22 protein-coding genes are annotated in these 18,153 nt (G+C 61.2%); 16 read left to right on the top strand and 6 right to left on the bottom strand.

All coding sequences use genetic code 11. From position 1 onward, the window contains the following. Window positions 1–63: 63 nt before the first annotated feature. Complete coding sequence (locus tag ACO07T_RS08050) at window positions 64–681, top strand: chloramphenicol acetyltransferase (RefSeq protein WP_422048975.1); 618 nt, start codon at window positions 64–66, stop codon at window positions 679–681. Between the two features lie 33 nt (window positions 682–714). Here ACO07T_RS08050 and ACO07T_RS08045 read toward each other — a convergent pair whose 3' ends face one another. After that, window positions 715–1,896 carry an alpha-D-ribose 1-methylphosphonate 5-triphosphate diphosphatase gene (locus ACO07T_RS08045; protein ID WP_422048974.1) on the bottom strand — a complete coding sequence of 394 codons (1,182 nt, stop codon included), beginning with the start codon at window positions 1,894–1,896 and terminating at the stop codon, window positions 715–717. A gap of 84 nt (window positions 1,897–1,980) precedes the next feature. Further along, window positions 1,981–2,712, bottom strand: coding sequence for a phosphonate metabolism transcriptional regulator PhnF (gene phnF / locus ACO07T_RS08040; protein WP_209077405.1), 732 nt, complete (start codon window positions 2,710–2,712; stop codon window positions 1,981–1,983). A gap of 96 nt (window positions 2,713–2,808) precedes the next feature. Here phnF and phnG point away from each other — a divergent pair, with 96 nt between their 5' ends. The 7 genes from phnG (at window position 2,809) to phnN (ending at window position 7,853) form a co-directional block, all read left to right on the top strand. Beyond that, window positions 2,809–3,252: a phosphonate C-P lyase system protein PhnG gene (gene phnG / locus ACO07T_RS08035; protein WP_422048973.1), complete on the top strand. Its 444-nt coding sequence runs from the start codon at window positions 2,809–2,811 to the stop codon at window positions 3,250–3,252. Beyond that, window positions 3,252–3,821, top strand: a complete 570-nt coding sequence (gene phnH, locus ACO07T_RS08030) for a phosphonate C-P lyase system protein PhnH (protein ID WP_422048972.1) — start codon at window positions 3,252–3,254, stop codon at window positions 3,819–3,821. Before phnG ends, phnH begins: the two co-directional genes overlap by 1 nt. Then, a complete protein-coding gene (locus tag ACO07T_RS08025) occupies window positions 3,821–4,915 on the top strand; it encodes a carbon-phosphorus lyase complex subunit PhnI (RefSeq protein ID WP_422048971.1) in 1,095 nt (364 codons plus the stop codon). The genes phnH and ACO07T_RS08025 overlap by 1 nt, the downstream gene beginning before the upstream one ends. Beyond that, entirely contained in the window at window positions 4,912–5,781 is an 870-nt protein-coding gene (locus tag ACO07T_RS08020) for an alpha-D-ribose 1-methylphosphonate 5-phosphate C-P-lyase PhnJ (protein WP_422048970.1), read from the top strand. The genes ACO07T_RS08025 and ACO07T_RS08020 overlap by 4 nt, the downstream gene beginning before the upstream one ends. Next, the gene (gene phnK / locus ACO07T_RS08015; RefSeq protein ID WP_209060095.1) at window positions 5,778–6,548 is read left to right on the top strand and encodes a phosphonate C-P lyase system protein PhnK; all 771 of its coding nucleotides are present in this window, start codon (window positions 5,778–5,780) and stop codon (window positions 6,546–6,548) included. The genes ACO07T_RS08020 and phnK overlap by 4 nt, the downstream gene beginning before the upstream one ends. A 61-nt stretch (window positions 6,549–6,609) precedes the next feature. Then, window positions 6,610–7,299 (top strand): phosphonate C-P lyase system protein PhnL, encoded by a 690-nt coding sequence (phnL, locus tag ACO07T_RS08010; RefSeq protein WP_422048969.1) that lies wholly within the window; start codon window positions 6,610–6,612, stop codon window positions 7,297–7,299. Beyond that, on the top strand, window positions 7,299–7,853 hold the full coding sequence (gene phnN / locus ACO07T_RS08005) for a phosphonate metabolism protein/1,5-bisphosphokinase (PRPP-forming) PhnN (protein ID WP_422048968.1): 555 nt from the start codon (window positions 7,299–7,301) through the stop codon (window positions 7,851–7,853). Before phnL ends, phnN begins: the two co-directional genes overlap by 1 nt. On the opposite strand, the gene ACO07T_RS08000 is transcribed toward phnN, so the two are convergent. After that, entirely contained in the window at window positions 7,835–8,518 is a 684-nt protein-coding gene (locus ACO07T_RS08000) for a DUF1045 domain-containing protein (protein WP_422048967.1), read from the bottom strand. The genes phnN and ACO07T_RS08000 overlap by 19 nt on opposite strands. 52 nt (window positions 8,519–8,570) lie before the next feature. On the opposite strand from ACO07T_RS08000, the gene ACO07T_RS07995 reads away from it, so the two are divergent. Continuing rightward, window positions 8,571–9,716 carry an alpha-D-ribose 1-methylphosphonate 5-triphosphate diphosphatase gene (locus tag ACO07T_RS07995; RefSeq protein ID WP_422048965.1) on the top strand — a complete coding sequence of 382 codons (1,146 nt, stop codon included), beginning with the start codon at window positions 8,571–8,573 and terminating at the stop codon, window positions 9,714–9,716. Here the strand turns inward: ACO07T_RS07995 and ACO07T_RS07990 are convergent. The 3 genes from ACO07T_RS07990 to ACO07T_RS07980 form a co-directional block, all read right to left on the bottom strand. After that, window positions 9,713–10,195: a GNAT family N-acetyltransferase gene (locus ACO07T_RS07990; protein ID WP_422048964.1), complete on the bottom strand. Its 483-nt coding sequence runs from the start codon at window positions 10,193–10,195 to the stop codon at window positions 9,713–9,715. The genes ACO07T_RS07995 and ACO07T_RS07990 overlap by 4 nt on opposite strands. Window positions 10,196–10,242: 47 nt before the next feature. Beyond that, window positions 10,243–10,629, bottom strand: coding sequence for a VOC family protein (locus tag ACO07T_RS07985; RefSeq protein ID WP_422048963.1), 387 nt, complete (start codon window positions 10,627–10,629; stop codon window positions 10,243–10,245). A 104-nt stretch (window positions 10,630–10,733) separates the two neighbouring features. Next, window positions 10,734–12,332 (bottom strand): phosphoenolpyruvate carboxykinase, encoded by a 1,599-nt coding sequence (locus tag ACO07T_RS07980; RefSeq protein ID WP_209086019.1) that lies wholly within the window; start codon window positions 12,330–12,332, stop codon window positions 10,734–10,736. A gap of 374 nt (window positions 12,333–12,706) precedes the next feature. Between ACO07T_RS07980 and ACO07T_RS07975 the strand changes: the two genes are divergently transcribed. Genes ACO07T_RS07975 through ACO07T_RS07945 form a run of 7 tightly spaced genes read left to right on the top strand, consistent with a single transcriptional unit; the run spans window position 12,707 to window position 18,131 of the window. Next, the gene (locus tag ACO07T_RS07975) at window positions 12,707–13,408 is read left to right on the top strand and encodes a response regulator transcription factor (RefSeq protein WP_209060121.1); all 702 of its coding nucleotides are present in this window, start codon (window positions 12,707–12,709) and stop codon (window positions 13,406–13,408) included. Between the two features lie 33 nt (window positions 13,409–13,441). Then, the gene (locus ACO07T_RS07970) at window positions 13,442–15,127 is read left to right on the top strand and encodes a sensor N-terminal transmembrane domain-containing protein (RefSeq protein ID WP_422048962.1); all 1,686 of its coding nucleotides are present in this window, start codon (window positions 13,442–13,444) and stop codon (window positions 15,125–15,127) included. Window positions 15,128–15,154: 27 nt separating this feature from the next. After that, window positions 15,155–15,607, top strand: a complete 453-nt coding sequence (locus ACO07T_RS07965) for an HPr kinase/phosphorylase (RefSeq protein WP_422048961.1) — start codon at window positions 15,155–15,157, stop codon at window positions 15,605–15,607. Between the two features lie 9 nt (window positions 15,608–15,616). Beyond that, window positions 15,617–16,540: an RNase adapter RapZ gene (gene rapZ, locus ACO07T_RS07960; protein ID WP_422048960.1), complete on the top strand. Its 924-nt coding sequence runs from the start codon at window positions 15,617–15,619 to the stop codon at window positions 16,538–16,540. Beyond that, window positions 16,537–16,929: a PTS sugar transporter subunit IIA gene (locus tag ACO07T_RS07955; RefSeq protein ID WP_209060126.1), complete on the top strand. Its 393-nt coding sequence runs from the start codon at window positions 16,537–16,539 to the stop codon at window positions 16,927–16,929. Before rapZ ends, ACO07T_RS07955 begins: the two co-directional genes overlap by 4 nt. A gap of 4 nt (window positions 16,930–16,933) precedes the next feature. Then, on the top strand, window positions 16,934–17,212 hold the full coding sequence (locus ACO07T_RS07950; protein WP_247738586.1) for an HPr family phosphocarrier protein: 279 nt from the start codon (window positions 16,934–16,936) through the stop codon (window positions 17,210–17,212). 31 nt (window positions 17,213–17,243) lie between these two features. Then, the gene (locus tag ACO07T_RS07945; protein ID WP_422048959.1) at window positions 17,244–18,131 is read left to right on the top strand and encodes a lysophospholipid acyltransferase family protein; all 888 of its coding nucleotides are present in this window, start codon (window positions 17,244–17,246) and stop codon (window positions 18,129–18,131) included. Window positions 18,132–18,153: the final 22 nt, after the last annotated feature.

The raw sequence follows: 18,153 nt of genomic DNA, 5'->3' as shown, positions 1-18,153 counted from the left end.
TGTTTCCTCTTGCCCAAAATATCCCCGCCGGAGGCATAGAAGTTCACACAACAGGAGCCGCATATGGCCAAGCTCTCCGCAGAGACGCCGCTGATCCACCCAGACTGTATTCTGCATGACGCGACTTTCGGGCGTTATGTGGAGATCGGGCAGGGCAGCCGGATCATTTCAGCGCATTTTGACGATTATTCCTATTGTGACCGCATGGCGGAGGTCGCAAACGCCAAGATTGGCAAATTTGCCAATATCGCCGCTTTCAGCCGGATCGGGGCGACGGATCACCCGATGGAAAACGCCTCGCTGCACCACTTTCTCTATCGTTCAGATGACTACTTTGACGATGCAGAGCCGGATGCGGCGTTTTTTGCCCATCGTCAGAGCCGGGTGGCGACCATTGGCCATGACACCTGGATTGGTCACGGCGCGATGATCAAGCCGGAGGTCACGTTGGGCCACGGCAGCATTGTGGCGAGCGGCGCGGTGGTGACCAAAGATGTGCCGCCTTACATGATTGTCGCCGGCATGCCTGCCACACCGCTGCGGCGGCGGTTCAGCGAAAATGTGTCTGAGCGGTTGATGGCGCTGGCCTGGTGGGATTGGGACCACAGCCGGTTGCGCGCAGCGCTCACGGATTTTCGCGCGCTGAAGGCAGAGGCCTTTCTGGAGAAATACGGGGGCTGAGGCGTTACTCTCAGACCTCCTTGCGGCGGCGGATTACTCCGCCGCCATTTTTGTATCTGATGCCGCGTCAAAGAAACGGTGGGCCACGTCGCCAGACAGGTGGCTGATGCGCCCGCCTGCGATGGTGCCTTCAATCGCGTGGGTCTCCGGATGGACAATGGCGATGTCGGCGCGTTGGCCCAAATCCAGCGTGCCGCGATCGTCCATCTCCATGATGCGCGCCGCGTTGGTGGAGATCATCGCCCAGGCGGTGGGCAGATCACAGAGACCGTCATCCACCATGCGGAAGGCGGCTTTGGAGAGCGCGGGGTAGTGATAGTCTGACACCAGCGCATCGCAAAGATCATCAGCCACCAAGCGCGCGGCCTGAATGTTGCCAGCCTGGCTGCCGCCGCGCACGATGTTGGGCGCGCCCATCACCACGTGATCGCCAACCGCTTTGGCCACGGCTGCGGCGCTGCGCGCGGTTGGGAATTCACAGACCCGCGCGCCCAGCACGGAATAGCGTTCCCGTGTGTCACCATCAGGATCATCGTGGCTGCCGTAGCGCACACCGATCTGGTCAAAGGCTTCGGCCAGCGCGCAGAGGTGGCGGGGCACCTGCGGGCTTTCGTCAAAGGCGGCGCGCACCAGTGCCATATGCTCTTCTGGCGTGCGCCCGGCGCCTTTGGCCCAATGGGCAAGGTTTTCCGGTTTCTCGCGGGCCAGATAAAGCGCTTCTTCGAGGTGGTTGTTGAAGACCACATAGTCGACTTTGTGCCGCTCCACCGCTTCCAGAAGCCGCGCGCGGGTGTCCACGGTGTGGGTTTCACAGCGGATCTGAATGCGCAGATCGGTGTGGGTATGGGGGCGGTAGGCATCGAGTGCGGCCAGCAGAGTTTCCGCTGCATCAGGGCCACGGTGGCCGCCTTCCCAGCTCCAGCTTTGGGCGAGCCAGGCGGTGGTCACCCCATTGGCAGCGGCATCGCGGTCAGTGCCGCGCAGGCCCATGTCCACAGGGAACGGCGCTGAGGGGCGCGGCGCGATGTGGCGCTCAAAGGCATCGCCGTGCAGATCAATGATGCCCGGCATCAGCAGATAGCCGGAGAGATCTACCTCCGCTTGTGTGTCATCAACAATCAGGCCGTCCGCGAAGGACAGCGGGGCATCCTGCAGCATGCCGTCGCGCAGGACGTGTGCGCCTGTGAGGCGCAGAGACAGAGAGGATCTGGACATAAGAATGCTCTTTTGGTGTTTTCGCTCTCTCTACGTCTCTTATGTGTCGGCTGCGTGACGTCTGCGGCTTGTTGGGCAAATTATTCAATCTGTAAGTGTGAGCGTGACGCGGTCGCCGGCAAACCAGGTGATGCCGAACTCGACCGGATTGCCCGCCGGGTCGATGTTGATGGCTTTGGTGCGCAGCACGGGATCGCCCTCACTGATGCGCAGGTGCAGGGCTTCTGTGGCGCTGGCGCGCCGGGCGGTCAGGCGGGTTGAGGCGCGGGTGTAATCCGCCACGCCGTTTTCCTTGAGCGCCGCCGTGACAGAGCGCAGACGTGAGAGCTGTTCCGGCAGATCGGGAAAACGCGCCGCCGGGAAGACGCTTTTGAAGAGGGCGATCGGGTTGCCGTCTGCCAGAGACAGACCGTCATAGACATGGACTTCCGCCCCTTCCTGCAATGCGAGCGCTGTGGCCTCTGCCGCATCTGCGCTGCGGGTTTCCAGATGCAGCACCTCTTTGCCCGGCAGACGCCCGGCCTGCGCGATGTTGCGGTGAAAGCGCACCCGTTTGCCGATGGCGTAGTCGGTTGGCACCTGCGCCACAAACACGCCAGCGCCGCGTCGGGCGTGGACCAAGCCGTTGTCAGACAGCGATTTTAGCGCGTGGCGCACGGTGTGGCGGTTGACGCCAAAGCGGCCGGAGAGCTCGGCCTCGGTGGGCAGCTTGTCCCCCGGACCATAGCGGCCTTCGGCGATGTCTTCGGTCAGGGTGTTGGCGATGGATTGCCAGATCGGGGTGCGTTTGGCGCTCATGTTGCGGGTCTCTGTCATGAAAACTTCATGGGGGGATGGATTGCGCGACTCGCGATGTGTCGCTAGAATTTGTCTAGTTGTATAGGAAAATAGACAAATCGACAAGGTGTCTAGATGACCGCAGAAAATAACAGACGCGCCTGGATGTCGCTGCTCGCCAAAGCGCCCGCAGACCGGCTTGTGGCGCTTTGGCAAGAGCATGGCGCAGCGCCGGCATTTCACTGGCTGCGTGCGCCGGAGATCGGCGCGACCATGGTGCGTGGGCGCCTTGGCGGCACCGGCGCGCCGTTCAACCTCGGAGAGATGACGCTGACCCGCTGCGCGTTGCAGCTGGAGAGCGGCGAGGTGGGCCATGGCTATGTGCAGGGGCGTGACAAGCAGAAGGCAGAGATTGCCGCGCTGGTGGATGCGCTGATGCAGGGGCCGGAGGCGGCGGCGGTGGAAACCGCGATCCTGACGCCGCTGGGCGATGAGCTTGCGGAGGCCAAGACCGCGCGGGCGGAGAAGGCGGCTGCCACAAAGGTGGATTTCTTCACTATGGTGCGGGGAGAGGATTGATGAACGCAGATGTTCTGAAAGGCGGATTTGCCAATGCGCCTGTGGATGCGGCGCATGCGTTTCGCGCAGCCATGAATGTGATGGCGCGGCCCGGTACAATCGAAACCCTTGTGGGTGCGGTGCCACCTGCGCCAATGTCCACGGCGGCAGGGACGCTGATCCTGACGCTCTGTGATCCGGACACGCCGTTGCATCTGGCGGGTGACTGGGATTGCCAAGAGGTGCGGGACTGGATCGCCTTTCACATTGGGGCGCCGATCGTTGGGGCCTCGCACGCGATGTTTGCGGTTGGTAGCTGGGACGCCCTTGCGCCGCTCAGCCGCTTTGCGATTGGCACGCCGGAATATCCGGATCGTTCCGCCACATTGATTGTGGAGCGCGAGGCGCTTGCCCAGGAAGGTGCAACCTTGCGTGGGCCGGGGATCAAGGAAACCGCTGAGATGGCGCTGCCGGAAACAGAGGCGTTTCAGATGAATGCGCTGCTGTTCCCGCTGGGGCTCGATTTCTTCTTCACCTGCGGGGATCAGGTTTCCGCGTTGCCGAGAACAACGAAAGTGGAGGCGGCCTGATGTATGTTGCAGTGAAAGGCGGCGAGCGCGCGATTGACAATGCGCATGCGTGGCTGGCCGAAGAACGCCGTGGTGATCTGAAAGTGGCGGAACTGTCCGTTTCGCAGATCCGCGAACAGCTGGCGCTGGCGGTGAACCGGGTGATGGCTGAGGGATCGCTTTACGATCCTGATCTGGCCGCGCTGGCGATCAAGCAGGCGCGGGGCGATATGATTGAGGCGATTTTCCTCATTCGCGCCTATCGCACAACGCTGGCGCGATTTGGCGCGTCTGCGCCGGTGGAAACCGCTGATATGGCTTGCGACCGCCGGATTTCGGCGACCTTCAAAGATGCGCCCGGTGGGCAGGTCTTGGGGCCAACGTTTGATTATACGCACCGTTTGCTGGATTTCGCCTTGGCCGCAGAGGGTGAGACGCCTGTGGTGGAACGTGGCGAAGCACGCATGGAAGCAACGCCGCATATCACCGAGTTTCTGAATAGAGAGGGGTTGATCCAGACCGAAGCCAGCTCGGAAGAAACGCCGGGGGATTTGACCCGCGAGCCGCTGGAGCTGCCCGCCAACCGCCCGCTGCGCCTGCAGGCGCTGACGCGGGGCGATGAGGGGTTTGTGCTGTCGATGGCTTATTCCACGCAGCGCGGCTATGCCCGCAACCACGCCTTTGTGGGGGAACTGCGCATTGGCAAGGTCGCGGTGGAGATGGAGATCCCGGAGCTGGGTTTTGCCATCGAGATTGGCGAGATCGAGCTGACCGAATGTGAGACGGTGAACCAGTTTCAGGGCTCCAAAACCGAGCCGCCACAGTTCACGCGAGGCTATGGGCTGGTGTTTGGTCAATCTGAGCGCAAATCGATCTCCATGGCGCTGGTAGACCGCGCGCTGCGCTGGCAGGAGCTGGGCGAAGACAACCTCGGCGCGCCTGCGCAGGATGAGGAGTTTGTGCTTTATCACTCCGACAACATTCAGGCGACGGGGTTCTTGGAACACATCAAACTGCCGCATTACGTGGATTTCCAGTCTGAGCTGGAGCTGATCCGTAAGCTGCGCCGTGAGGCGATGGAAAATGTGGCACCGGTGCAGGAGGCGGCGGAATGAGCGATTACAACTTTGCCTATCTGGATGAGCAGACCAAGCGGATGATCCGCCGGGCCATCCTCAAGGGGCTGGCCATTCCGGGCTATCAGGTGCCTTTTGCCAGCCGCGAAATGCCGATGCCTTATGGCTGGGGCACGGGGGGCGTGCAGGTCTCTGCCGCCACATTGACGCCCGAGGATACGCTGAAGGTGATCGACCAAGGCGCGGATGACACGACCAATGCGGTCTCGATCCGTAAGTTCTTTGAGAAGACTGCTGGTGTGGCCACCACAGAGGAAACCGCGCAGGCCAGTGTCATTCAGACCCGCCACCGCATTCCTGAAGAGGCGCTGCGTGAGGATCAGATCCTTGTCTATCAGGTGCCGATCCCGGAACCGTTGCGTTTTCTGGAGCCCTCGGAGGTGGAAACCCGCAAGATGCACAGTCTTGAGGAATACGGGCTTATGCATGTGAAACTCTATGAGGACATTGCCAAACACGGGGCGATTGCCACTTCTTATGCCTATCCGGTGAAGGTGGAGGGGCGCTATGTGATGGACCCGAGCCCGATCCCGAAGTTTGACAACCCGAAGATGGAAATGGCCGCGATCCAGCTGTTTGGCGCGGGCCGTGAGCAGCGGATCTATGCGCTGCCGCCGTACTGTCAGGTGGTGAGCCTTGATTTTGAGGACTTTCCCTTTGAGGCCAGCAAGGCCGATCACCCCTGTGACATGTGTGGTGCCGAGGACAGCTATCTGGATGAGGTGATCATGGATGATGCGGGCAACCGGATGTTTGTCTGCTCTGACACCGACTATTGCGCCAGCCGCCGTGCCGCCGGGCATATGGGCGCGCAGGCCGCAGCCCTTGAGGAGACAGCCGCATGACGCCGCTTCTGAAAGTTGAGAATATCAGCAAATATTACGGCAACCGTATTGGCTGCAAAGATGTGAACTTTGATCTCTATCCCGGAGAGGTCATGGGGATTGTTGGGGAAAGTGGCTCTGGCAAGTCCACTTTGCTCAATTGCCTTGCCGGTCATCTGACCCCGGAAACGGGCGAGGTGCTGTTTGAGATGCGCGATGGTGCAATGCGGGATACGGTCACCATGAGTGAGCCGGAGCGCCGTATGCTGAGCCGTACCGACTGGGCTTTTGTGCATCAGCACGCCCGTGATGGCCTGCGCATGAATGTGAGCGCGGGTGGCAATGTGGGCGAGCGGCTGATGGCCGTGGGGGCGCGCCACTATGGCAATATCCGCGAAGAGGCGATTGACTGGCTGGGCCGGGTGGAGATCAACGAGAGCCGTGTGGATGACCGCCCGACGCAGTTTTCCGGCGGGATGCAGCAGCGCCTGCAGATTGCGCGCAATCTGGTGACCGGGCCGCGGCTGGTGTTCATGGACGAGCCAACTGGCGGGCTTGATGTCTCTGTGCAGGCGCGTCTGCTCGATTTGTTGCGCGGATTGGTGCGGGAAATGGGCTTGAGCGCCATCATCGTGACCCATGATCTGGCGGTGGTGCGTCTGCTCGCGGATCGGCTGATGGTGATGAAAGACGGCCATGTGGTGGAGACCGGTCTGACCGATCAGGTGCTGGATGATCCACAGCATGCCTATACGCAGCTGCTGGTCAGTTCCGTTCTGCAAGTTTGATGGGAAAAGGGGGGGCTGTCTGCCCCCAAACCCCCGAGGATATTTGGGAATGAGAAATCAGATGATTGAGATTAAAGATCTGAGCAAGACCTTCACCCTGCACAATCAGGGCAGCGCCGTGATCCCGGTGATGGATGGCGCCAACCTGAGTGTGGCGCGCGGGGAATGTGTGGCGCTGACCGGGGCGTCTGGTGCTGGCAAATCCACCCTGATGCGGATGATTTATGGCAATTACCTGGCCGCAGGTGGGTCTATCCTGGTCGATGGCGTGGATGTGGTGCAGGCCGAGCCGCGCGAGATCCTGGCGCTGCGGCGTGAGGTTTTGGGATATGTGAGCCAGTTTCTGCGGGTGGTGCCCCGGGTGCCGACGCTGGATGTGGTGGCGGAGCCGTTGCTGGCGGTGGGTGTTGAGGCTGAGACGGCGCGGGAGCGTGCGCGGGAGTTGCTGACCCAGCTGCGCATTCCGGAGCGGCTCTGGCAGCTGAGCCCGACGTCGTTTTCCGGTGGGGAACAGCAGCGGGTGAATATTGCGCGCGGCTTTGCCCATAGTTATCCGGCGATGTTGCTGGATGAGCCGACAGCTTCGCTGGATGCGACCAACCGCGCCACGGTGCTGGGGCTGATTGAAGAGGCCAAGGCGCGCGGGGCGGCGATTGTCGGGATTTTCCACGATGAGGCGGCACGCGATCAGGTCTGTGATCGGGAGATTGATGTGTCTGTTTTCACCCCTGGCCTGCAGGGGGCGGCGTGATGGGAAACACGGCGTTGCCTGTGCGGGTTGTGGGGGTCGTGGGGCCTTCCGGCGTGGGCAAGGACACGGTGATGGAGGCGATGGCGGCGGCACGTAGCGATGTGGTTTTGGCGCGTCGGGTGATCACGCGAACGGCGGGTGCGGGTGGCGAGAACTCGATTGGCGCCAGGGATGCGGAGTTTGATGCGCTGGTGGCCGAAGGCTCTTTTGCGCTTTGGTGGCCCGCACATGGGCTGCGCTATGGCGTGCCGCGGGAAGCTCTGCAGCAGGCCGGCGCACGGATTGTGCTGGTGAACTTGTCCCGTGGTGTGCTCGATCAGGCGCGGGCGGCGTTTGAGGATTTTGCGGTGCTTTCGCTGACCGCAGATGTGCAGACGCTGGCGCAGCGGCTGGCGGCGCGGGGACGGGAGAGCGAGGCGGAGATTGCCGCGCGTCTGGCCCGTGCTGGCGTGTCGCGCCCCGCAGGCGCTGATGTTGTGGAAGTGGCCAATGACGGTGCGCTGGCGGCCACGGTGGCCGCCGCGCTTGAGGCGCTTCAGCCGGTGAGGGCGTAGCGGTGGATTTCGTGAAACATCTGGCTGTCGTCTTCGCCCACCAAGGTCAGGCTGTTCACCACAAAGGGCTGCGGCAGGAGCGGTGTGATGTGGGGCAGAAGCGCGGCCTGGGATTGCTCGGCATCCTTGCCAAGGCGGCCCGTGAGTGTGATGTGGAAGCGAAATTCCTCCATCACGTAAGGGTATCCCCATTGCGCCAGCAGCGCTTCCTGCGCGGGCGACAGATTGGCCTGACGGCGGCGCGCCAGTTCGGCCTCAGAGGGCGGGCGGCGGAACATGTCGAGCTCGGTGACAGCACGCGCGGCCAATGCGGCCAGCGGGGTCTGATCGCCGTCGATCTTCAGGGCCAGAAAGCTGCCGAGGCGGGCCAATGTCAGACCGGGCAGCGTGACAGGGGCCAGCGTGGCGCAGAGCGCGGCCAGCGCCTCCTGCAGGGCGTCCGGGCTTTGGCCATCTGCCAGAAAAAACGGCGGTTTGATGGTGCCGTGCAGCCCGTATTTGCGCGGCGTGGCGGTGATCTCTTCCACCGGGCGCGGAAGATCTGCAATCTCCGGGTGGGGGCAGTGTTGGCCCGCCACAGGATCCCAGCCCAGCCAATGGGCGCCAAAATCAGCCAGGGCTCCGGGCTCTGGCGTGTAGTAAATGCCGTATCGTTTGAACTGCATATTGCCTCTTTCAACCTTTTGACAGCGAATGCCAAAAATGCGTGACACCCACATGACACAAGAGATGATCCTTGCAAATGCCACCCTTGTTTTGCCCAACGAGACCGTGACCGGCTCTATTGTGGTGCGCGACGGGGCGATTGCCGAGATGGATCAGGGCGCGGCGGTGCCTGCGGGCGCGGTGGATTGCGAAGGCGATTATGTTGCGCCGGGGCTGATCGAGCTGCACACCGACAATCTGGAGCGGCATATGCGCCCGCGTCCCAAGGTGGACTGGCCGCATCAGGCGGCGATTGTGGCCCATGATGCGGAGCTGGCGAGTGTGGGCATCACCACGGTGTTTGATGCGCTGCGCATCGGCTCGATCCTGTCTGACCCAAGCAAGAAATACGGCAAATATGCCCGGGCTGTGGCCGATGAGATCCTGTCGATGCGCGACAGCGGGGGATTACGGATCAGCCACCATCTGCACCTGCGGGCAGAGACCTGCTCGGAGACGCTGATTGAGGAGCTGGCGGAGTTTGGGCCTGAGGATCGCGTGGGCATTGTCAGCCTGATGGATCACACGCCGGGGCAGCGTCAGTTCACTGATCTGAGTAAGTTTGAGGCCTATATTCGCGGCAAATACGCCATGGATGCGGAGGGGTTTGGGGATTACGTCGCCTTTCTGCATGGGCTGCATGACCGGCTGGGTAAGGCGCATGAGGAGGCCACAGTTGCGGAGGCCAAGCGCTTTGGGGCTGTGCTGGCGAGCCATGATGACACCACGGAGGCGCAGGTGGCAACTTCCGCAGGCTATGGCATCCATCTGGCGGAGTTCCCGACAACGGTGGAAGCGGCACGCGCCAATCACGCCCATGGCATTGCCAATATCATGGGCGGGCCGAACCTTGTGCGCGGGGGCAGCCATTCCGGCAATGTGGCGGCGATGGAGCTGGCGGAGCTCGATCTTCTGGATATCATTTCCTCAGACTATGTGCCTTCGTCGCTGCTGTTTGGCGCTGTGATGCTTGGCCAGACCTGGGGCAACATGGCCAAGGGGCTGCACACGGTCACTGCGGCACCGGCGCAATACACCAACCTGACGGACCGTGGACGTCTGGAGGTCGGCTTGCAGGCGGATATGATCCGGTTCCGGCTGACTGAGGGGGTGCCCTCGCTGCGTGCCGCCTGGCACAAGGGGGTGCGCTCGGCCTAGAGCTTTGAAAAGGCTGGCGCGTAGGAGACCGCGAACGGGGTTTTGAGCGCGCCTGCTGCAAGCTCCAGCGCCATGAAATAGGGGCCTGCGAATTGGTTGGTGAAGCCTTTGGCCAGCTCAACAGAATACCCAAAGCGACTGTAGTAGGCGGGGTTGCCGAGTACGAAGCTGGCTTGCCAGCCCTCACGTTGCGCCTGCGCAAGACCGTGGCGGACGAGGGCTGCGCCGATGCCCTGCTTCCGGTGATCTGGCGCTACGGACAGCGGGCCAAGGCCCAGCGTGCGGACCGGGGCGGCCATTGGGGAGAAGAGGACGTGGCCGATGATGTGGCCGTCTTCTTCTGCGACCAGTGAGAGCGCGGCATCGCCCTCTGCGCGCAGCATGTCGACAAGGCGGGCCTCCTCCGGTTGGCCAAAGGCGGCTTCGGACAGGCTATGGATGGCGTCGATGTCGGCGGCAGTTTCTGGGCGGATGTGCATTTTGGGGTGCCTTTGGGGAGAGCGGCGGTGCGCAGGGACTGCGCACCCTACGGGGAAGTGGTGAAGAGGGCGAGTTTGTTGCCTTGGGGATCGCGCAGATAGGCGACGTAGAAATCTGCGCTGTAGGCTTCGCGAAAGCCCGGCGCGCCTTCGTTGGTGCCGCCTGCTGAGAGCGCTGCGGCGTGCAGATCGCGCAGCTGCTGTTGGCTCTCGGCCTGAAAGGCCACCATGGTACCGTTGCCCGCAGAAGCCGATGCGCCGTTAAACGGGGCTTTGACGTAGAAATCCGGAGAGGTTGGCGGGCTGCCGGGTGGGATGTAGCTGAGGTCGCCATGGTAGTGCTCAAGCCGGTAGCCGAGCGCGGGCAGGAAGGCAGAGTAGAACCGCTCTGCGGCGGGGATGTCGTCTGCGCCGACGGTGATATAGGCGATCATGTGAGGTGTCCTTTCAAAGGAAGCATAGCAAGCAAATCACACGCCGCATGCAAAAAAGCCCCGCGCGGGTGGCACGGGGCTTTTCAGTAAAACGGGTGAAGCGCTTAGCCGATGGCGGCGGCTTTCACGTCTGCGTCGATGTAGGGCAGGTATTGCTCGAAGTTGTCGGCAAACATGCCCACCAGCTTGGCGGCTTGGGCGTCATAGGCGTCTTTGTCCGCCCAGGTGCCGCGTGGGTCGAGCAGGCTGTCGTCAACGCCCGGTACAGAGACAGGCACTTCGAAGCCGAAGTTGGCGTCTTTGCGGAATTCCACGTGGTTCAGGGAGCCGTCGAGTGCTGCAGTCAGAAGCGCGCGGGTGGCTTTAATTGGCATGCGGGAGCCGGTGCCGTAAGCGCCGCCGGTCCAGCCGGTGTTCACCAGCCAGCAGGTGGTGCCGAATTCCGCGATCTTCTGGCGCAGCAAGGCACCGTAAGCTTCCGGACGGCGTGGCATGAACGGCGCGCCGTAGCAGGTGGAGAAGGCCGGGGTTGGCTCGGTCAGACCACGCTCGGTGCCGGCCATTTTGGCGGTGAAGCCGGACAGGAAGTGGTATTCTGCCTGCGCAGGCGTCAGACGTGCGATGGGAGGCAGGATGCCGAAGGCGTCGCAGGTCAGCATGATCACGTTTTTGGGGTGACCGCCAAGACCGTTGTCGGATGCGTTCGGGATCGACTCCAGCGGGTAGGCGCAGCGCATGTTTTCGGTGAGGCTCTTGTCCTCAAAGTCGAGCTCTTTGGTCTCTTCGTCATAGACCATGTTCTCGATCACGGTGCCAAACATCTTGGTGGTGGCGTAGATCTCTGGCTCGGCTTCGGGGTTGAGACCGATGGTTTTCGCGTAGCAGCCGCCTTCAAAGTTGAAGGTGCCACGGTCAGACCAGCCGTGCTCGTCATCGCCAATCAGGGTGCGGTTCGGATCGGCAGAGAGCGTGGTCTTGCCGGTGCCGGACAGGCCGAAGAAGATCGCCGCATCGACCGGGTTGTCTTTGGCGTGGTTGGCGGAGCAGTGCATCGGCATGATGCCTTTTTCCGGCAGCAGGTAGTTCAGCAGGCCAAAGACGGATTTCTTGTTTTCACCGGCATATTCGGTGTTGCCGATCAGGATCATCTTTTTCTCGATGTTGACCGCGATCACGGTCTCAGAGCGGCAGCCGTGCTTGGCCGGATCGGCCTTGAAGCTTGGGCAGTTGATGATGGTGTAGTCGGCCACGAACTGATCCAGCGCATCGCGGTCAGGGCGGCGCAGCAGGTGACGGATGAAGAGGTTGTGCCAAGCCAGCTCGTTCACGACGCGCACGTTGATGGCGTGGGTCGGATCGGCACCGGCGGTGAGATCCTGCACGAAGTAGTCGCGGCCTTTCATGTGCTCCAGCATGTCGGCATGCAGGCGGTCAAAAGCGTCGCTGGCCATCTCGTGGTTGTTTTCCCACCAGATGGTGTCTTCGGTCATCGGGGTGCGCACGGTGAACTTGTCTTTGGGCGAACGGCCGGTGAATTCACCGGTGCTCACCAGGAAAGTGCCGCCGTTGCCGAGCGTGCCTTCGTTGCGCTTCAGAGCGTGCTCAATCAGCGCTGGCTCCATAAAGTTGTAATAGACATTGCCCAGACCTTCGATCCCTTGATCTTGCAGGCGGAATTGCGGGTTTACCCGTCCAAATGTCATTTCTTACACTCCTGTAGCCGCGTCTGTTTGGCGGCGGTCGTTGATAAACTTCGGAAAGCAATAATCTTGCGCGACCATCATTTCCGATGCGTTACCCGCCGGTCTTAACATGACGTTTCACAATAAGAACAGGCAGGTTTGGTATAGTTAGCGCAACCAAGTGCAGGTTAGCGCAACCAAGTGTTCCGATCGGAAAATTCGCGCAAAGTTTGTCGCCGAAAGTGAGACAATTTAGCCATTGGTTAGCGATTTTGCGGCCTAATGAGTCCGGTTTGAGACCCGAATCGCACTTTTGCGTTGATTGCCTCAGCCTGAGATGCGCATAATACCGCAAAAATTAGGCATAAAATAAGAGCAGTGAGAGGATCCGTCCGATGTCAAGAATTGCCCTTGTGGACGACGACAGAAACATTTTGACGTCGGTTTCAATCACCCTTGAGGCTGAGGGGTTTGAAGTCGAGACCTACAATGACGGCCAGCAGGCGCTGGACGCATTCAACAAGAAACTCCCCGACATGGCGGTGCTCGACATCAAGATGCCGCGCATGGATGGTATGGATCTGCTGCAACGGCTGCGCCAGAAAACCACGATGCCGGTGATTTTTCTGACCTCCAAGGATGACGAGATCGACGAAGTGCTGGGTCTGCGCATGGGCGCGGATGACTACGTCAAGAAGCCGTTCAGCCAGCGCCTGCTGGTGGAGCGCATTCGTGCCTTGCTGCGCCGTCAGGAAGCCGTAGATGGCGATATTGTTGGCGACACCGAAGACACCAAGATCATGGAACGCGGTGAGCTGACCATGGACCCGCTGCGCCACTCGGTGAGCTGGAAGGGCAAGGATGTGACGCTGACGGTCACCGAATTCCTGCTGCTTCAGGCGCTGGCGCAACGCCCGGGTTTTGTGAAGAGCCGCGACCAGCTGATGGATGTGGCCTATGACGATCAGGTCTATGTTGACGACCGTACCATCGACAGCCACATCAAGCGCCTGCGCAAGAAAATGCGCACAGCTGATCCGGACTTTTCCGCGATTGAGACGCTGTATGGCATTGGCTATAGGTACAACGAAGAGTAACGACACCAGGCCGAAAGGACCGACGTGCGAGATATGGCGCAAGGGCGGGACGGGGACGTTGTTTTGGGTGACGATTGGGTCGCGCCTGAAGCCCGTGCCGAGAGGGAAATGCGAGGCCGGCGCGAACGCCGCCGTCTTTTGCCTCTGAGCAAATCGCCCCTCACGCGAAAGATCATCACCTTCAACCTGATCGCCCTTTGCGTTCTGGTCGCGGGGATTTTGTACCTCAACAGTGCGCGCGACAGCTTTGCCGTGCAACGCGCCGGTGGGCTGGCCACAGAGGCGCGCCTGATTGCAGGGGCTTTTGAGGCGCAGCTTCCGGCAGGGGCGCCGGTGAACCTTGTGACCAATGACGGGGTTGATGTGGCGGGCACGCTTGCGAAGCTGCCGCTGCAGATGGGCACCACGGTCACTGTGTTTGACTCCGCCCCAAGTGTTGTGGGCTCCAAAGAGGGCATCACCTCCACCGCGCTGGCAGAGGTGCTGTCAGAGCGCCCTGAAGGCACGCCACTGACTTCGGCCCTCAGCCGTGCATGGACAGCGATTTCCGGGCGGGATGGCTCTGAGCCGCGCACAGGCCCGGCGCTCAATGAAGAGCTGAACCGACTGGCGCAGGATGCGGTGGCCGGCAGTGAGAGCCTTGATACGCTGGCCAATGCCACAGGCGAGCGCATCTTTGCCGTGGCGGTGCCGATCAAACAGGGCGCGCGGGTGATTGGCGCGGTGGTGCTGACCAGTGCCTCCGGTGAGCTGGATCACATGGTGAGCTCGGAGCGCGAGCGCGTTTTGCAGATGTTCCTGATTGCCACGGTGGTCTCTGTTGGTCTGTCGATGGTGCTGGCCTCAACCATTTCCAATCCGCTCTCTGATCTGGCCGCGGCCGCAGAGCTTGGCGGGGACAGCGACAACCGCAAGGTCAATCCTGGCCGGGTGCGTATTCCCGACCTGACCGCGCGGCCTGACGAGATTGGCCGCCTGTCCGGTGCGCTGCGCGGCATGGTGTCAGCGCTTTATGAGCGTATCGACAGCAATGAACAGTTTGCCGCCGACGTGGCCCATGAGATCAAAAACCCACTGGCGTCGCTGCGCTCTGCGGTGGGCTCTCTGCGGGTTGTGAAGAAAGACGAACATCGCGAGAAGCTGCTGAGCGTGATTGAGCACGACGTGCGACGCCTTGACCGCCTGGTGAGCGATATTTCCAACGCCTCGCGGCTGGATAGTGAGCTGGTCAAGGAAGAAGAAGAGAACTTCGACCTGCTGATGATGATTGGCAATCTGGCGCAATATCTGAGCGAAGATGCCAAATCCAAGAACATCGACTTTATTGCAGACCTCCCTGATGGGCCGATTGAAATCAATGGGCTTGAGGCGCGGCTGGCGCAGGTGTTTGTCAATCTGATCACCAATGCGATCAGCTTCTGTGAAGAAGGCGATGCGATCCGCGTCTGGGCGCGGCGGCGGGAAAACCGTGTGCTGGTTGTGGTGGAAGACACCGGGCCGGGCATTCCGGAGCAGTCGCTCAACAAGATCTTCAACCGCTTCTATTCGCACCGCCCAGAATCGCAGTTTGGCAATAACTCGGGTCTTGGTCTCGCGATCTCCAAACAGATTGTGGAAGCCCATGGTGGCGTGATCTGGGCTGAGAACATTCGTCCGACAGATGCGGATGTGACCTCTGAACCGTTGGGTGCGCGTTTTGTCGTGGGCTTGCCGGTCTGAGCCATGGAGCAGGCGCCGGGCAAACCAGTGAGCGCGTCCAATCCCTCAGAAGACCTGCATGTGGCAGAGACCCTGTTGCATGGCTCCTGCGTGGCAGATGGAGGGCGTGCGGTGCTGATCCGTGGGGCCTCCGGGCGCGGGAAATCCTCGCTGGCGTTGCAGATGATGGCGTATGGCGCAAAGCTGGTGGCGGATGATCAGACCATGGTGCGCTGCGACGGGGCGGCGCTCTGGGTGTCTGCGCCTGAGACGACGCGCGGGCTGATCGAGGCGCGCGGGGTGGGCATTCTGCGTGCGGAGACTGCCGAGACCGCGCAGCTGCAGCTGGTGGTCGATCTGGACCAAACCGAAACGGACCGGCTGCCCCATCCAAGGCACGCACGCATTCTTGAGAAGGATGTGCCCTTGCTCTGGTCGGTGGACGCCCCATATTTTGCGGCAGCGCTTTTGCAGATGCTGCGCCACGGCCGAAACGCATAAGGACAGATCATGCCTGCCTCCGATAAGCCCTTTCCTCTTGTTTTGCTCACCGGCCCGTCCGGTGCGGGGCGCTCGACCGCGATCAAGGCCTTGGAGGATGTGGGCTATGAAACCATAGACAACCTGCCGCTTGGCCTGCTGCAGCGGTTGCTGTCCGGGCAACCATTGCGGCAGCCCATGGCGCTGGGGCTGGATGTGCGCAACCGGGATTTCTCGCCGGACGCTTTGCTGGCGGCAATGGAGATTGCGCGGGGCATTCCCAATGCGGCGGCGGATCTTCTGTATCTGGATTGCCGGGCGGAGGTGCTGCGGCGGCGCTATAACGAGACCCGGCGCAGCCACCCGATGGCGCGTCAGGAAGATCCCACCGAAGGCATTGAGCGCGAGCTTTCGCTGCTGAGCGGGGTGCGCACCTATGCGGATGTGCTGATCGACACCTCAGAACTGAGCCCGCATGAGCTGCGTCAGGCGGTGCAGGCGCGCTTCTCGCAGCTCAATGAGCAGGCGATTGGCCTGACCATTCAATCCTTCAGCTACAAGCGCGGCCTGCCGCAGGGTGCGGATATCGTGGTCGACTGCCGGTTTCTGCACAATCCGCATTGGCAGGAAGACTTGCGCGCGCTGGACGGCGGGGACGCCGCTGTTGGCGCCTATGTGTCTGAAGACCCGGGATTTGCGCCGTTTATGGAGCGCATGGAGCAGATGGTGGAAGGGCTGCTGCCGGGCTACATTCGAGAAGGCCGCAGCCATCTGATGATTGCCTTTGGCTGTACGGGCGGCAAACACCGCTCGGTCTTTGTCACCGAAACCATGGCCGAATCCCTTGCAAACAGGGGCTGGCAGGTGTCTATAAGACATCGCGAGCTTAACCGGTTTGCGTCGCTGCCAGCGCGGATACCGGTCAGCCAGGAAGATGGGGAACACACAGTTTGATCGGAATAGTGATCGTCGCGCATGGCGGGTTGGCCAAAGAGTATCTGGCCGCCATGGAACATGTGGTCGGCACGCAGGGTGGCGTGCAGGCGATCACCATTGAGGCCGATCATGACCGGCCGCAAAAGCAATCTGAAATTTGTGAAGCTGCGGATTCCGTGGATCGCGGCGATGGCGTTGTCATTGTCACCGATATGTTTGGCGGCTCCCCGTCCAACCTGAGTCTGCGGGCCTGCGCCCCGGCCAATCGCCGGATTCTCTATGGTGCAAATTTGCCAATGTTGATCAAATTGGCCAAAAGTCGCCATTTGGATGTGGCCGATGCAGTTCGCGCTGCGCTAGAGGCCGGTCGCAAGTATATTGACAGCCAAAATATTCAAGCAGGGTAGTGACATGAGCCAGATTGTCCAACGCACGATGCAGATCGTGAACGAAAAAGGCCTGCATGCGCGGGCGTCTGCCAAGCTTGTGGAAGTGGTCGAAGGATTTGACGCCAGTGCCGAAGTCGCAAAGGATGGCTTGAGTGCCGGAGGCGACAGTATTATGGGTTTGCTGATGTTGGCGGCCTCCAAAGGCACCAGCATTGACGTAGAAACCAGCGGGCCAGATGCTCTGGCCTTGGCCGACGCCATTGAGGCGCTTGTCGCAGACAAATTCGGCGAAGGCTTTTAGAACAGGCGCGCGGTGGCGCAGGAAGACGGACTTGGTAGACACGGTGCCAGAGGCGCAGGCGGGCAAACCTGCAAGCGAAACTGACGGTCAGATTTATGACCGCCGTACCCTGACGTATGCCAACTCCTTTGATGACCGCTGGACCGCTTTGGCCATTCGGGTGATCGAGTGGTTTACCGGCAAGCTGACCGTTCTGCGCATGGTCAACAAGTTTGAGCGCGACAACGAACAGTACCGGGGCCAGAAGTTCTGGCGCGGGGCGCTCAATGTCATGGGCATTGAGCTCAAGACGCCTCAGGCGCAGCTTGAGAACATTCCCGCCGAGGGACCTGTTGTGGTGGTGGCCAATCACCCCCATGGCATGGTTGACGGGATGATCTTTGCCGATCTGATTGGGCGGGTGCGTCAGGACTACCGCATCCTCACCCGGTCTGTGCTCACCGGTCTGGATGAGGCGGCCTCAAGCTTCATGATTCCGGTGCCTTTCCCGCATGATCCGGACGCGCAACGCAAGATGGTTGAGATGCGTGGCAAAGCCATGGCACATCTGAAAGAGGGCGGCGTGGTCGCGCTGTTCCCATCCGGTGTTGTGATGAGCTCTGACAGCTGGTTTGGCCCCGCGATTGAGCGGGAATGGAATGTGTTCACAGCCCAGCTGATCCGCCGCTCCGGCGCGCGGGTGGTGCCGATCTATTATCCCGGCCAGAACAGCCGCGCGTATCAGATTGCCAACAAGATTTCCCCGATCCTGCGTCAGGGCCTGTTGTTGCATGAGATTGTGCGTTCTTGCCACAAGCCGCAGAAACCGGTGGTGGGCAAGCCGCTGACGGATGCACAGATGGAGCGCCTGCACACGGACCCACGCGGCTTTATGGCGTGGCTGCGCCAGCACACGCTGGATCTGGGCAAAGACAGCTGACATTGTCCGCCACAGGCGGGGC

Origin of the sequence: Shimia sp. (assembly GCF_965227725.1) — a bacterium.
Lineage (GTDB): Bacteria > Pseudomonadota > Alphaproteobacteria > Rhodobacterales > Rhodobacteraceae > Shimia.
Note: the sequence above shows the minus strand (reverse complement) of the source record. Positions and strands in the feature narration are given on the sequence as shown.